This is a genomic window from Spirochaeta thermophila DSM 6578 (genome assembly GCF_000184345.1).
In the GTDB taxonomy this organism is placed as follows: Bacteria; Spirochaetota; Spirochaetia; order Winmispirales; family Winmispiraceae; genus Winmispira; species Winmispira thermophila.
On sequence record NC_017583.1, the window covers coordinates 683,895 to 697,439 of the forward strand.

15 protein-coding genes are annotated in these 13,545 nt (G+C 62.1%); 9 read left to right on the forward strand and 6 right to left on the reverse strand.

Annotation, left to right across the window (positions count from 1 at the left end; translation table 11 throughout):
* Positions 1-14 precede the first annotated feature (14 nt).
* The 8 genes from SPITH_RS02990 to sufU are packed head-to-tail and all read left to right on the forward strand — an operon-like array spanning position 15 to position 6,000.
* A complete protein-coding gene (locus tag SPITH_RS02990; RefSeq protein WP_014624248.1) occupies positions 15-452 on the forward strand; it encodes an RrF2 family transcriptional regulator in 438 nt (145 codons plus the stop codon).
* Positions 436-774 carry a metal-sulfur cluster assembly factor gene (locus tag SPITH_RS02995; RefSeq protein ID WP_014624249.1) on the forward strand — a complete coding sequence of 113 codons (339 nt, stop codon included), beginning with the start codon at positions 436-438 and terminating at the stop codon, positions 772-774. The genes SPITH_RS02990 and SPITH_RS02995 overlap by 17 nt, the downstream gene beginning before the upstream one ends.
* Positions 775-784: 10 nt before the next feature.
* On the forward strand, positions 785-1,561 hold the full coding sequence (sufC, locus tag SPITH_RS03000; RefSeq protein WP_014624250.1) for a Fe-S cluster assembly ATPase SufC: 777 nt from the start codon (positions 785-787) through the stop codon (positions 1,559-1,561).
* Positions 1,542-2,939 (forward strand): Fe-S cluster assembly protein SufB, encoded by a 1,398-nt coding sequence (gene sufB / locus SPITH_RS03005; RefSeq protein ID WP_014624251.1) that lies wholly within the window; start codon positions 1,542-1,544, stop codon positions 2,937-2,939. The genes sufC and sufB overlap by 20 nt, the downstream gene beginning before the upstream one ends.
* Positions 2,932-4,053 carry a SufD family Fe-S cluster assembly protein gene (locus SPITH_RS03010; RefSeq protein WP_014624252.1) on the forward strand — a complete coding sequence of 374 codons (1,122 nt, stop codon included), beginning with the start codon at positions 2,932-2,934 and terminating at the stop codon, positions 4,051-4,053. Before sufB ends, SPITH_RS03010 begins: the two co-directional genes overlap by 8 nt.
* Positions 4,037-4,339 carry a non-heme iron oxygenase ferredoxin subunit gene (locus SPITH_RS03015; protein ID WP_013313380.1) on the forward strand — a complete coding sequence of 101 codons (303 nt, stop codon included), beginning with the start codon at positions 4,037-4,039 and terminating at the stop codon, positions 4,337-4,339. The genes SPITH_RS03010 and SPITH_RS03015 overlap by 17 nt, the downstream gene beginning before the upstream one ends.
* A complete protein-coding gene (locus SPITH_RS03020) occupies positions 4,326-5,567 on the forward strand; it encodes a cysteine desulfurase (protein ID WP_014624254.1) in 1,242 nt (413 codons plus the stop codon). Before SPITH_RS03015 ends, SPITH_RS03020 begins: the two co-directional genes overlap by 14 nt.
* Positions 5,560-6,000: a Fe-S cluster assembly sulfur transfer protein SufU gene (gene sufU / locus SPITH_RS03025; RefSeq protein WP_014624255.1), complete on the forward strand. Its 441-nt coding sequence runs from the start codon at positions 5,560-5,562 to the stop codon at positions 5,998-6,000. The genes SPITH_RS03020 and sufU overlap by 8 nt, the downstream gene beginning before the upstream one ends.
* Here the strand turns inward: sufU and SPITH_RS03030 are convergent.
* The 3 genes from SPITH_RS03030 to SPITH_RS03040 form a co-directional block, all read right to left on the reverse strand.
* Positions 5,910-6,830 (reverse strand): hypothetical protein, encoded by a 921-nt coding sequence (locus SPITH_RS03030; protein ID WP_014624256.1) that lies wholly within the window; start codon positions 6,828-6,830, stop codon positions 5,910-5,912. The genes sufU and SPITH_RS03030 overlap by 91 nt on opposite strands.
* A 90-nt stretch (positions 6,831-6,920) precedes the next feature.
* On the reverse strand, positions 6,921-7,892 hold the full coding sequence (locus SPITH_RS03035) for a DHH family phosphoesterase (protein WP_014624257.1): 972 nt from the start codon (positions 7,890-7,892) through the stop codon (positions 6,921-6,923).
* A gap of 155 nt (positions 7,893-8,047) precedes the next feature.
* The gene (locus SPITH_RS03040) at positions 8,048-8,446 is read right to left on the reverse strand and encodes a hypothetical protein (protein WP_014624258.1); all 399 of its coding nucleotides are present in this window, start codon (positions 8,444-8,446) and stop codon (positions 8,048-8,050) included.
* Positions 8,447-8,612: 166 nt separating this feature from the next.
* Here SPITH_RS03040 and SPITH_RS03045 point away from each other — a divergent pair, with 166 nt between their 5' ends.
* Positions 8,613-9,302 carry an SDR family NAD(P)-dependent oxidoreductase gene (locus SPITH_RS03045; RefSeq protein ID WP_014624259.1) on the forward strand — a complete coding sequence of 230 codons (690 nt, stop codon included), beginning with the start codon at positions 8,613-8,615 and terminating at the stop codon, positions 9,300-9,302.
* Here SPITH_RS03045 and lon read toward each other — a convergent pair whose 3' ends face one another.
* Genes lon through clpP form a run of 3 tightly spaced genes read right to left on the reverse strand, consistent with a single transcriptional unit; the run spans position 9,303 to position 13,517 of the window.
* Positions 9,303-11,684 carry an endopeptidase La gene (gene lon / locus SPITH_RS03050; RefSeq protein ID WP_014624260.1) on the reverse strand — a complete coding sequence of 794 codons (2,382 nt, stop codon included), beginning with the start codon at positions 11,682-11,684 and terminating at the stop codon, positions 9,303-9,305.
* Positions 11,681-12,919, reverse strand: a complete 1,239-nt coding sequence (gene clpX / locus SPITH_RS03055; RefSeq protein ID WP_014624261.1) for an ATP-dependent Clp protease ATP-binding subunit ClpX — start codon at positions 12,917-12,919, stop codon at positions 11,681-11,683. The genes lon and clpX overlap by 4 nt, the downstream gene beginning before the upstream one ends.
* On the reverse strand, positions 12,897-13,517 hold the full coding sequence (gene clpP, locus SPITH_RS03060) for an ATP-dependent Clp endopeptidase proteolytic subunit ClpP (protein WP_014624262.1): 621 nt from the start codon (positions 13,515-13,517) through the stop codon (positions 12,897-12,899). The genes clpX and clpP overlap by 23 nt, the downstream gene beginning before the upstream one ends.
* Positions 13,518-13,545: the final 28 nt, after the last annotated feature.

The following is a 13,545-nucleotide window of genomic DNA, read 5'->3' on the forward strand; positions in this document are numbered from 1 at the left end:
ATCCTTCAAATAGGATGGAAAATGTCCTATTTGAAGGAGAGGCGGTGATACGGATTCACAGGGACCTCGAGTATGCGTTGATCGCGCTCGCCCATCTCTCCAGGGTCAGAGGGCTCGTCTCGTCTCGAGAGCTCGCTTCTTCCACCGGGCTCCCCGAGGCGAGGTTGCGGAAGATCCTGCAGCGTCTCGGGAGGGCGGGGGTCCTCAGGGCTGTACAGGGGGCGCACGGCGGCTACGTGCTCGAGCGCTCCCTCTCTGAGCTCACCATAGGTGAGGTGGCCCGGGCGCTCGACGAGCGGGTGATCCTCCCCTGCGGCAGGGACGGGTGTGAGGTGCCCGAGTTCTGCGTGATGAGGCCCGGGGTGATCGACCTGGTGTCCCTCCTCGAGCAGCATGTCTACAGCCTGCCCCTCTCCCGTTTCATCGGAGGTGCGTATGAGTTCGCACGATGACGCTCGGGGGAAGAAGCCTCCGGTCTCCAGGGAGGTGGTCTACGAGGCCCTCAGCAATGTCTACGATCCTGAGCTGGGGCTCCCCATCACCGACCTGGGGATGGTCTACCGGGTGGACGTCTTCCCCGACAGGATCGAACTGGATTTCACGCTCACCTACCCGGGGTGTCCCCTCGGGGAGGTGATAGAGAAGGCGATCCGGGCAGAGGTGGGAAAGGTGGCCCACACCGACAACCTGGTGGTGAGTCTGGTATGGGACCCTCCGTGGACGCCCGATTTCATGAGCGAGGCTGCACGATTCAGCCTCGGATATCCCATATAAGGAGCAACACATGGCGGAACTTCGCATAGAGGGGCTGCGTGCCGAGATCGAAGGAAAGCCCATCCTCCAGGGGGTGGATCTGGTCCTGCGCACCGGTAAGGTGCATGCCCTCATGGGACCCAATGGGTCGGGTAAGAGTACCCTTGCCCACGTAATCATGGGGCATCCGTCCTACACCGTGACCGGGGGGAGGATCCTCCTGGACGGTGAGGATATCCTGGAACTGCCGCCCGAGGAGCGGGCGGTGCGGGGGTTGTTCCTCGGTTTCCAGTACCCGGCCGAGGTCTCGGGGCTCACCACGGGCAAGTTCGTGAAGCGGGTGCTCGAGAAGCATCCGGCCCGGAACATGCCGGTGACGCAGATGATCAAGGAGCTCAAGGATGCGCTGACGCGGATGGGTCTTTCCCAGGAGTTCATCAACCGGTCCCTCAACGAGGGGTTTTCGGGTGGTGAGAAGAAGCGTATGGAGATCGTGCAGATGCTCATGATCCGTCCCCGGTTCGCGGTCCTCGACGAGATCGACTCGGGGCTCGACATCGATGCATTGAAGGACGTGGCCGAGGGGATCAACTCCCTCAGGGGACCCGAGTTCTGCGCCTTCGTGATCACACACTACCAGCGGATACTGGAACACGTGCATCCCGATTTCGTGCACATCATGTATCGCGGCAGGATCCTCACCTCCGGAGGGAGGGATCTGGTCGAGACGCTCGAGGCGAAGGGGTACGAGTGGTTGCGGAAGGAGTTCGGCATAGAGGAGGACGAACATGAGTACGTCCACAATTGATTTCGGTGAGTACAAGTACGGCTTCTCCGACGCGGTGAAGCCGGTGGTCCAGGAGGAGAAGGGGCTCTCCGAGGAGGTGGTGAAGAGGATCTCCTACTACAAGGAGGAGCCCGACTGGATGCGGGAGTTCAGGCTCAGGGCCTACCGGATATTCAAGTCGAAGCCCATGCCGACGTGGGGCGTGGATCTCTCGGCCCTCGACTTCGACGAGATCTACTACTATGTCCGTCCCACCGATGGAGCGGGGAGGTCGTGGGATGAGGTGCCCGAGACCATCAAGCGAACGTTCGAGCGCCTGGGGATCCCCGAGGCGGAGCGGAAGTACCTGGCCGGTGTAGGGGCGCAGTACGATTCCGAGATGGTGTATCACAGTATCAAGGAGGAGCTCGCCTCCAAGGGGGTGATCTTCTGTGATCCCGAGACGGCGGTGAGGGAGTATCCGGATCTGGTGCGGAAGTACTTCGGGACCGTGGTCCCGCCGGGCGACAATACGTTCGCGGCCCTCAATTCGGCGGTATGGTCGGGCGGGAGCTTCGTCTACGTGCCGAAGGGGGTGCATGTGGATATCCCGCTCCAGGCGTACTTCAGGATCAACACCCAGAACATGGGGCAGTTCGAGCGTACGCTCATCATCGCCGACGAGGGGAGTTTCGTGCACTACATAGAGGGGTGTACGGCCCCGGTCTACACCACGGCCTCGCTCCACGCCGCGGTGGTGGAGATCATCGCGCTTCCGGGTGCACGGGTGCGCTACTCCACGATCCAGAACTGGTCGGGGGATGTGTACAACCTGGTGACCAAGCGGGCGGTTGCCTACGAGCACGCCACGGTGGAGTGGGTCGACGGGAATATCGGGAGTCGGAAGACCATGAAGTATCCCTCGGTGTACCTCATGGGGCCGTACGCACACGGCGAGGTGCTCTCGATCGCGTTCGCCGGCAAGGGGCAGGAGCAGGACACGGGGGCGAAGATGATCCACGCGGCCTCGCACACCTCTTCGGTGATCACTTCCAAGTCCATAAGCAAGGACGGCGGGATCGCTACGTACCGCGGTCTGGTGAAGGTGGAGGAGGGGGTGAGGGGTGCGCGCTCACACGTGGTGTGCGATGCCCTCATCATGGACCCGCAGTCGGTGTCCCGGACGTTCCCGTACATGGAGATCAAGTCGCCCCATGTGCACATGGAACACGAGGCGAAGGTGAGCAGGGTGAGTGAGCAGCAGCTCTTCTACCTCATGTCGCGGGGGTTCTCGGAGGATGAGGCTGCGGCGATGATCGTGAACGGGTTCATCGATCCGCTCGTGAAGCAGCTCCCCATGGAGTACGCGGTGGAGCTGAACAGGCTCATCGAGCTCGAAATGGAGGGTTCCGTTGGTTAAGGAGTATACGTCGTTGCAGGATATCGCCCGAGTGGCGAGGGAAAAGGCTTCGGGGATGGGGCTTCCGGCCCGGAGCGAGGAGGAGTGGCGGAGAACCGATGTGACGGTGCTCGACTGGGAGCGCAGGGCCGATGCCGGGGTGAGGGTGCTGGTGGAAGGCGACGGGCCCGGTGCGGGAGAGTCCCCGGCGGTGCTCGCGATGCTGGAGCGGCTTTCCGGGAGGCTGGACAACGTGTTCCTCGCACGGGCGCTCGGGAGTGAGGAGGTGGTGTGGGTGAGGACGGGTGGGGGGGAGCGGGTGGTGCGGATACGGCAGGGGGAGCGTGTGCGATCGGATGTGCACGTGGTGGTGGAGGCGCGGCCGGGTGAACAGGGGGTGGTCCGGCTGGTCCACGAGGGGGGGCGTGGAAGTGTGCTGAACGTGCTGGTGAGTGTGTGGGTGGGTGAGGGGGCGAGGGTGGTGCTGGTGGACGAGGGGGCGCGGCGCGCGGATGCGGCGCGCGTGGTGCATGTGTGGGGTGAGGTGGAGCGGGGCGCCGTGCTGGAACACGCGAGCCTGGTGACGGGGTCGTGGTTCACCAAGCAGCGGGTCCACGTGCGACTCGCGGGGGAGGGGGCGGAGGCCTTCCTGCGGGGGGTGATGGTGGCCGGAAGGGGCGACCACTACGATGCACGCACGGTCCAGGAGCACGTGGGTCCGCAGACGAGGAGCCTCGCCCAGTACCACGCGGTGGCGGGGGAGGACGGCCGCACGGTGTACCAGGGCCTCATCGAGGTGGCAGGCTCGGCCCGCGGCACCGATGCCTATCTCTCGAACAAGAACCTCCTCCTCTCCGAGGAGGCCGCCTCCTACTCCATCCCCACGCTGAGTATCGGGACCGATGATGTGCGGTGCAGTCACGGCTCCACCACGGGCCATGTGAGGGAGGAAGAGCTCTTCTACCTGAGGTCGCGGGGAATCCCCGAGGAGGAGGCGGTGGGCCTCCTGGCTGCGGCTCACATCAGGGCGGTGACCGATCATCTCCCCTCCTCCCTCGCCGAGAGAGTGGCACGTCGTGCCGAACGGAAGGTGAAGCGGATGAAAGGGGTTGCGCTCCGTGGCGAAGTGGCATAGGACCGTACCCGTGGACTCGTTCCAGCGCGCTGCGAGCGTCCAGTGCGGGAAGAGGCGGATCGCCCTCTTCAAACTGGAGGACGGTGTCTACGCCATAGACGATGTGTGTTCCCACGAGTTCAGCCTCCTCTCCGAGGGGGAGGTGTGGGAGGGTGAGGTCTACTGTGTCAAACACGGCTCGCGGTTCGATATCAGGACAGGGAAGGTGCTGAGCCTCCCCGCGACCAAGGATGTACGTACCTACGAAGTGAAGGTGGAGGATGGATACGTCTATGTCCGTTGCTAGAGGGTACCACGTGGAAGCGCTCAGGGCCGAGTTTCCCATACTCTCCCGGCGGATGGGGGGGCGGCCCCTCGTGTATCTGGACAACGCCGCCACCACGCAGCGACCTTCCAGGGTGATCGAGGCGATGCGCTCCTATGCCAGGGAGCACCACGCGAACGTACATCGGGGGCTCCACACCCTCTCGGTGGAGGCTACGTCGCTCTATGAAGAGGCGCGCCGGGAGGTGGCCCGGTTCATCGGAGCGGGGAGCGAACGGGAAATCGTCTTCACCCGGAACGCCACCGAGGCCGTCAACCTGGTGGCCCACACGTGGGCCGAGGCCTTTCTCGAGCCGGGGGACGTGGTAGTGCTTTCCGAGATGGAGCACCACAGCAACCTCATCCCCTGGCAGCTCCTCGCCCGCCGGAAGGGGGTACGGCTCGCCTTCCTTCCCTTCGACGAGAACGGCATGCTCGACCTCGCCTCCCTCGACGAACTCTGGACCGAACGGGTGAAACTCGTCTCGCTCGTGCATGTCTCCAACGTCTTCGGCACCGTGAACCCGGTGGAAGAGATCGTCGAGTACGCCCATCGACGGGGTGCCCTGGTCCTCCTCGACGGGGCCCAGGCCGTCCCCCATCTTCCGATCTCCGTGGAAGCCCTCGGCTGCGACTTCTTCGCCTTCTCCGGGCACAAGATGTACGGCCCCATGGGGATAGGGGTGCTCTATGCGCGAGAGGAACTCCTCGAAGCGATGCCCCCCTTCCTCGGGGGGGGTGAGATGATACGCTCGGTCACCCTGGAGACAGCCACATGGAACGAGGTGCCTCACAAGTTCGAGGCAGGTACGCCCAACGTGGAAGGGGCCGTGGGCCTCGCTGAGGCGGTGCGATTCCTCCGGGAGGTGGGGATGGAGGCGGTGGCGGCGCACGAGCAGGAGCTCACCGCCTATGCCCTGGAGGCCATGAAGTGGGTGCCTGACATCACCCTCTACGGCCCTGGGGTCCCCCACCAGGCCGGGATCGTCTCGTTCACGCTCAAAGAGGTGCACCCGCACGACATCGCACAGCTCCTCGACAGGGAAGGGGTGGCGGTCCGGGCGGGACACCACTGCGCCCAGCCCGCGATGCGCAAGCTCGGCGTACCGGCCACCGCGAGGGCGAGTTTCGGCCTCTACACCACGAGGGAGGAGATCGATATACTGGTCTCGTCCCTCATCAAGGTGCAGGAGTTCTTTCGCCATGCATGATGACCTCTACCAGGAGATCCTGCTCGACCACTACCGGCATCCCCGGAACAAGAGGCCGCTTCCTCACATACCGGAGTCCCGCGCCCACGAGAATCCCACGTGCGGGGATTCGGTGAAGCTGGAGGTGAAGCTCCATGACGGAGTGATCGAAGAGGTGGCCTTCGACGGGAAGGGATGCGCCATCGACACGGCATCGGCTTCCATCATGACCGAGCTGTTGAAGGGAAAGACTGTGGAGGAGGCCCTCGCCCTGGCGGAGAAGGTGATCCGCATGATCAGGGGGGAGGATCCCACCCCCTTCGAGGAGTTCGGTGACCTGGTGGTATTCTCGGGGCTTTCCGCCTATCCCGTGAGAGTCAAGTGCGCCACACTCCCCTGGCACGCCCTCCTCGACGAAATCTCGAAACTCCGGAGCGATATCCCCTCCCGCTGAGGCGGCCTCTTCGAGGAGAGCTCCTTGAGGAGGTAGTGGATCCCCGAATCCACGGTACCCTTGGGAATGCCCAGGACCTCGGCGATATCGCTGTGACGCGGCTTGAGGGGGATACCGTTACGCCTCCTCTCGAGCCGGGCGAGCTGGCGTCGCCTCCTCTCCAGGCCTTTCCTGAACGCATCCCGATCGCATCCTTCCCCCTCCCGGGAGAGTCTGTCCTCGAGGAGGCGTATCTCCATGCGGAGTTCGTTGATCTTCCGGGAGAGACGAAGATACCTCGCCTTCCTCTCTGTGACCCTCTCCTGGAGCATGAGGAAACAGCCCGCGAGTCTTTCCTCCTCCATGCCCAGGGCAGCGGCCAGAGGCCTTTCCCATCGGGGAGGCAGGGATGGGAGTTCCCTCAGGAGGAGGCAGAGGAATCTCCGTTTCCGATGAGGGGCCGAGCCCCTTATCCACTCGACGATCTCTTCCATCACTGCATCGGCTTCCCCTTCCTCGAGTTTTATGGAGGGATCGAAGAGGAGCACCGCCTCCTCGTGCTCCCTCCGGACGAGGGATCGCTCCAGGAAGGCCCGTTCCCGCTGTACCCTCTTGAACGTACGGTACTGCCACCTCATGGAGGAACGCAGGTAGTGGAGGAAGGGAACGCCGGTATAGACGAACCTGCGGGCGAGTGCCTTGAGACGTGGGTAGAAGAACAGGAGGAAGTCGGAGCGTTCCTCCTCCCGTGAGGGGTAGGTGTACACGAACCATGAGAGATGGTGGAAGAGCGCCTCGAAGGGCACCCCGCCACGTTGGTACGCGAGCACGAGAGCGGTGAGGTGATCCATCCGTACCCCCTTTCGAGAGACCGTGTGTCTCTCGTGGGGAAGCAAATGGCATGCCAGGATGGGAGTGGGTATTTCGAGAAAACTTTACATCTATTTACAAAATTGAAGAAACCGCTCGATGATGAGCGCCTTCGCTTCGGAGAGCGGTAAATCCGTTTCAAACCCCGCGGCGTGCACGTGTCCTCCCCCTCCGAACTCCCGCGCGAGCGCCCCTACATCGAGGAAAACCTTCGATCGGAGACTCACTTTGCACCTGCCGTTCGGTTCCTCTCGGAGGGCGGCGAGGGCCTCGCACCCCTCTATGTCGAGGACGAGGTGGTAGAGAAGATCCGACTCCCGATGCTCGTCGGAGAACCGTTCCCTGTCGGCCCTGGTCTCGCAGAGGATCACGAACTTCCCGTCGCAGAGGGGCTCCATCCGTTCCAGCATCATCCCTATCCACCGCCGCGAGAGGAAGCTCTGGCCTCCGTTGATCGCGAGGGAGAGTGTGCGTGGGCTTATCCCGGCATCCACCAGGCGGGATGCGGCCCTGAAGGCCTCACCGGATCCTTGCTCGAGGAATCTGAAGAACCCCGTGTCGGTGGCGAGTCCGTAGAAGAGATAGAAGGCTTCCTCCTGGGAGATGTGCCCCGCCATCGCCTCTATGAGGAGTTGGACGAGGAACGTGGTGGAGGGAGCCGAGGGTTCCACCCACCGCAGGTCGCCAAAGGGGGTTCCGGCGCTGTGATGATCGATCACCAGCGTGGGGTGTCTGGATATGAGATCCCGGAAGGGGCCCGTACGTTCTGGGCTCGAGGTGTCCACCACCACGATCCCCACCTTCTCGAGAAAGGACAGCTCTTCTTCGTCGAATCGTGTCTTGAAGAAGGGGGCGAACTGTCGCACCTCGGCTGAGGTGAAGGGGCCTGGCGAAAGGGGGAGGGGTTTCTTCCCCACCCTCCCGAGGAAGAGGGAGAGGGCCATCTGAGAGCCCACACAATCGCCGTCAGGATCCTTGTGACCTATGACGAGGATGTGGTATCGTTTCTGTATCCAGTCTATCACGTCTTGGGGTACCTGCATGGTCTCCTTCCGGCCCCATCATACACGGGTTTTCATAAAATGAGAACAGCCGGGATGGTCCCGGCGCTTTACGAGATGTCCGCTCGTAATGAGAGATTCCTCATCCCCTCTCCGGAGAACGAAAGGGGGACTCGAGGATGGGCCGTGTTCCTGGTTCAGAACTCCATCTGGAGGGTATCGACCTCGAAGAGGGCCGAAACATCCTCGGTTCGGGGCAGGATCCCCCAGCCGGGGTGATCGGGTTTTTCGGGAACGTAGAGGATCACCTTGAAGAACTCGCCCTTCTTCCAGTAGATGCTCATGTACGGAAAGGCGGGATCGTTCCCCGGGACGATGACGGCCTTTTTCTCGGCGACCCAGGAGAGGGGGATGTAGACTTCACCGATATCGAGGTTGCTCTTCACGTAGAGCACCTTGTACCCTTTTTCGTGGGCATACACCTTGGTCACGTACACCGTCTTCACGTAGAGGTCCGAGGGCAGCACTTCGGCGAGGAGAAGATGTCCTGCAACCAGGAACAGCAGGAATCCTGCAACATGACGCATGGTCTTCATATCCGGAGCCTCCTTGAGGAATGGTAAGGACTTCCTCCTCTTATGATTATAAGAGATACCATCCGATAATCAAGCGGAATTCGAAAAAAGGGGGCGATTCCGGGCTGGAATACCATGGCCGTGTCGATCTATAGTCTTGAGAAGACCATCGGCAGAGGAGGGAGAGATGCAGATCCTTGTCACCGGCGCACGGAGAGGCCTGGGGCGGGCCCTCGTGGAGACGTTCCTTGCACGGGGACATAGCGTGCATGCCTTGGGGAGGAGTCTCTCGAAGGAACTGGAAGCGCTCGTCGAGGCCCATCCCGATCGATGCTTCTTCTATGCGGTCGACGTCACCGAGGAGTCGCAGCTCGAGACGGTCCGTCGGGAGGTCGGAGAACGCGTGGATGCGATCGACATCCTGGTGAACAATGCGGGTGTCCACCTCGAGCAGGACAGGCCCGACCTCCCCCTGGTGGATTTTTCCGTGTATCTTCCCACGTTCCTGACCAACAGCGTGGCTCCTCTCATGGTGATCCGCGCGTTCCTCGATCTCATACTCAGGAGCCCCAGGAAGTGGATCGCCAACATCTCCTCGGAGGCGGGCTCCATAGGGAATTGCTGGAGGGAGAGCGAGTATTCTTACTGCATGTCGAAGGCCGCCCTCAACATGGCCACCCGGATCCTCCAGAACCGCCTCGGCAAGGAGGGGGCGGTGGTCCGCTCGATCCACCCAGGCTGGTTCAGTTCCGACATGGGGGGCGATGCCGCTCCCATCACCCCAGACCAGGCGGCGGCGAAGGTGGCGGATGTCATCCTCACCCTCCCCGAACATCCCCTCTACGTGGACCTCGAGGGCAAGGAGCTTCCCTGGTGATCAGGTCCTGAGTGTGAACTGTGCCTCGGGGAAGAGTATGGCGAGGGCCTCTGCGAGGGATTCCACGAAGACGAACGAGAGCTTTTGACGAACCTTCCGGGGAACGTCGGCGAGGTCTTTCTCGTTCTCCTTCGGGAGGAGCACCGAGGGGATATCGTGTCTGTGGGCGGCGAGGACCTTTTCCTTGATCCCTCCCACCGGGAGTATCCGGCCGGTGAGGGTGATCTCACCGGTGATGGCTACATCGTGGCGAGGGGGAATCCCTGTGAGCACCGAGAGCATGGCGGCCGTGAGGGTGATGCCGGCCGAGGGACCGTCCTTTGGGATTGCCCCTTCGGGGACGTGTATGTGTATGTCCCGGCGGGAGAAGACCTCGTCGTTGAGATTGAAGCTTCTCGCGTGGGCTTTGAGGAACGAGAGACCGGCGAAGGCGCTCTCCTTCATCACATCACCCAGGCTCCCGGTGAGGATGAGATCCCCCCTTCCCTCGAAGGAGACCGCTTCCACGGGCAGGAGCCTCCCCCCGAGTTCGGTCCAAGCAAGGCCGTAGGCGAGTCCTACTCGAGGCTCGAGCGGCCTGGTGTTCCGGGGAATCCGGGGCGGGCCCAGGTAGCGTTCCACGGCCTTCGCCGTGATCACCTTGGAGAAGGGGCGCCCCTCCTTCTCCGGGTGCACCTTCTTCTCCACCACTTCGGTGGCGATCTTCCGCATGATCCTCCCGATCGTTCGGTCGAGTTCCCTCACTCCCGACTCGAGCGTGTAGTGGTGGATCACATGGTATACGGCCTCCCTCCTGAAGGTGATCGCGGCCCAATCGAGGCCGTTCTCCTTCTGCTGCCGGGGGATGAGATGGTTCACGGCTATATGGAACTTCTCCACGTCCGAATAGCCCGAGACCTCTATGATCTCCATCCTGTCCCTGAGGGGGTAGGGTATGGTGTGGAGCGAATTGGCCGTGGTGACGAACATCACGTGGGAGAGGTCGTAGGGGACTTCGAGGTAGTGATCCACGAATGCGTGGTTTTGTTCGGGGTCGAGCACCTCGAGCAGGGCTGAGGCCGGATCCCCTCGAAAGTCGCTGCTCATCTTGTCGATCTCGTCGAGGAGGAAGACCGGGTTGATGGAACCGGCCTTCTTCATGGTCTGGATGATCTTGCCAGGGAGGGCTGCCACGTAGGTCTTCCTGTGGCCCCGTATCTCCGCCTCGTCGCGGACTCCGCCCAAGGACATACGGACGAAGTTCCGTCCCAGGGCCCTTGCGAGCGATCTGCCGAGCGAGGTCTTGCCGGTTCCCGGAGGTCCCACGAAACAAAGGATGGGGCCCCGCCCCTCCTCGGAGAGCTGTCTCACCGCGATGAACTCGAGGATCCTCTCCTTGACCTTCACGAGGTCGTAGTGATCCTCGTCCAGGATCTCCTGGGCCCTCCGTATGTCCTTGCTGTCCGTGGTGCGTTCGGTCCAGGGAATGTCCACTATCCACTCGAGGTAGGTCCGCAGCACGCCGGCCTCTGGTGAGAGCGGTTGGAGCTTCTTGAGGCGGTCGAGCTCGCGTTCTGCCTTTGTCCGTACCTCATCCGGGAGGACTTTCGCCTTGAGGCGTTCCTCCAGGTCTTTGAGTCCTGAAGGGTCGTCCACGTCCTTGCCGAGCTGCCGCTGTATCTCCTTGAGTTGTTCCTGGAGTACGTATTCCTTCTGACTCTGCTCCATCCGCCGCTTCACCCTGGCGGTGATCTCCTGTCTGAGGGAGAGCACCTCCTGTTCTGCCTTGAGTTCCTCGCCGAGCCGGGAGAGGTACTCCCTGGGATTCTCGAGGGCGAGGAGTGCGGCCTTGGTCGCGGTAGGAAGCGGAAGGTGGTGGAGTATCGAGGAAAAGAGGACGAGGGGAGAGTCGGTCTGCTCGACGGTCTCCTTCACCTTGGGGGGGACGCCCCCTGCGCTCCGGGCGTATTCGAGGAACTCCTCCCTCAGGAGGCGCATGAGAGCCGCCACCTCATCGGTGATCTCGAGGTTCTCTTCGAGAGGTTTGATCTGGGCCCTGAGGGGGATGGTGAGGCTGGTGAATTGCTGGATACGGGCGCGCTCCAACCCCTGGACGAGGATACGGACGTGCCCTTCCCTGTTCTGCTGGAGGTGGATGATCTGTCCGATGGTTCCCACCTCGTATACCGCCTCGGGCTTGAAGTCCGGGGGGGCCTCCGGTTTCGCATGACAGAAGAAGAGTCGGTTCTGGGCGTGGTCGCGGGCCTCCAGCACGGCCTGAATCCCGATTGGTTTCTCGCTCGCCATCTGGATGCCCATCCCCGGGAGCAGTACCGTATCCCTCACCGGGATCACCGGGAGGATGAGCGATCCGCGGGTGCGGTTCCTCTCGAACAACTTCATGCGCTCTTCTTGAGAAGCTGGATTTCCGGCTTCTGTTCTCCCTGAACCACGTCTCTGGTGATGACCACCCGTTTGGGACCGGGGATCGAGGGGATCTCGTACATCACGTCCATCATGATGTGTTCGAAGATGGCCCTGATGCCGCGCGCCCCCGTCTTCCTGTGTATGGCGAGATCCGCGATGGCCTCGACTGCCTCATCCTCCACCACCAGATCCACGTCGTCGAGTTTGAGCGTGGCTTTGTACTGCTTGAGCACCGAGTTGCGGGGTTCCTTGATGATCCTCACCAGGTCCTCTTTCTTGAGCTCCCTGAGGCCCACGTGGATGGGGAAGCGTCCCACGAACTCCGGAATCATGCCGAACTTGATGAGGTCGTCGGGGTGCATCTGTGCGTAGAGCTCGGCCAGGTTCTTCTCCCGCCTGGACTTCACCTCGGCGCCGAAGCCCATGGGGTGTTCGCTCACCCGGCTCTCTATGATCTTGTCGAGCCCCACGAAGGCGCCGCCCGCGATAAAGAGGATGTTGGTGGTGTCGATGCGGATCATCTCCTGGTTGGGGTGCTTCCTCCCACCCTGAGGGGGAACGGAGGCCACGGTACCTTCCACGATCTTGAGGAGGGCCTGCTGCACCCCCTCTCCCGAGACGTCGCGGGTGATGGAGATGTTCTCGCCCTTCTTGGCGATCTTGTCGATCTCGTCGATGTAGACGATACCCCGCTCGGCGGCGGCGATGTTGTTGCCCGCCGCCTGGATGAGCTTGAGGAGGATGTTCTCCACGTCCTCACCCACGTACCCCGCCTCGGTGAGGGTGGTGGCGTCCGCGATGGCGAACGGTACCTTGAGCTTCTTCGCGAGGGTCCGGGCGAGGAGGGTCTTTCCGCTCCCCGTAGGACCGAGGAGGAGGATGTTCGACTTTTCGAGTTCCACGTCTTCGGAGAGTTTGTGGCCGTGGAGGATGCGCTTGTAGTGGTTGTAGACGGCCACCGAGAGGACCTTCTTCGCGTGGTCCTGGCCGATCACGTACTGATCGAGGTAGGAGTGTATCTCCTGGGGTGTGGGGAGTTCCTCGGTGAGTTCCCAGGTGAGGTTCTCCTCCTCTTCGTCGATGATGCGCTTGCACACATTGACGCACTCGTCGCAGATGTACACACCCGGCCCTGCGATCAGCTTACGGGCGTACTGGACGCTCTTGCCGCAGAACGAGCAGGCTTTGTCATTTTTCATGACGCGACTCATGTTTACTCCGTATGAGGATGTCGTCGATGAGGCCGTAGGCCTTCGCCTCCTCGGGCGTCATGTAGTAGTCACGCTCGAGGTCTTGTGCCACTTCCTCTTCGGGACGGCCAGTATGGTGGGCGAAGTAGTGGATGAGGAGCTTTTTGATCCTCACCATCTCCCGCGCCTGTATGGAGATGTCGGTGGCCTGCCCCTGCACGCCTCCCCATGGCTGGTGGATGAGGATGCGGGATGAGGGGAGGGCGAGACGTTTTCCAGGGGTGCCTGCGGTGAGGAGGAGCGCCCCCATGGAGGCCGCCTGACCGAGGCAGATGGTCTGCACGTCGGGTTTCACGTACTGCATGGTATCGTAGATCGCGAGACCCGCGGTGACCGATCCACCAGGGGTGTTGATGTACACGCTGATGTCCTTCTCCGGATCCTGGGATTCCAGGAACAGGAGCTGGGCCACCACGAGATCCGCGGTCAGGTCGTTGATCTCCCCGTCGATGAAGACGATACGGTCTTTGAGGAGACGGGAGTAGATGTCGTACGAGCGTTCCCCCATCCCGGTTTGCTCTATGACGATGGGAACCAGATGGCTCATCCTTTCGTTCATCTTCCTTCCTTAGGTGGTGTATTCTCGT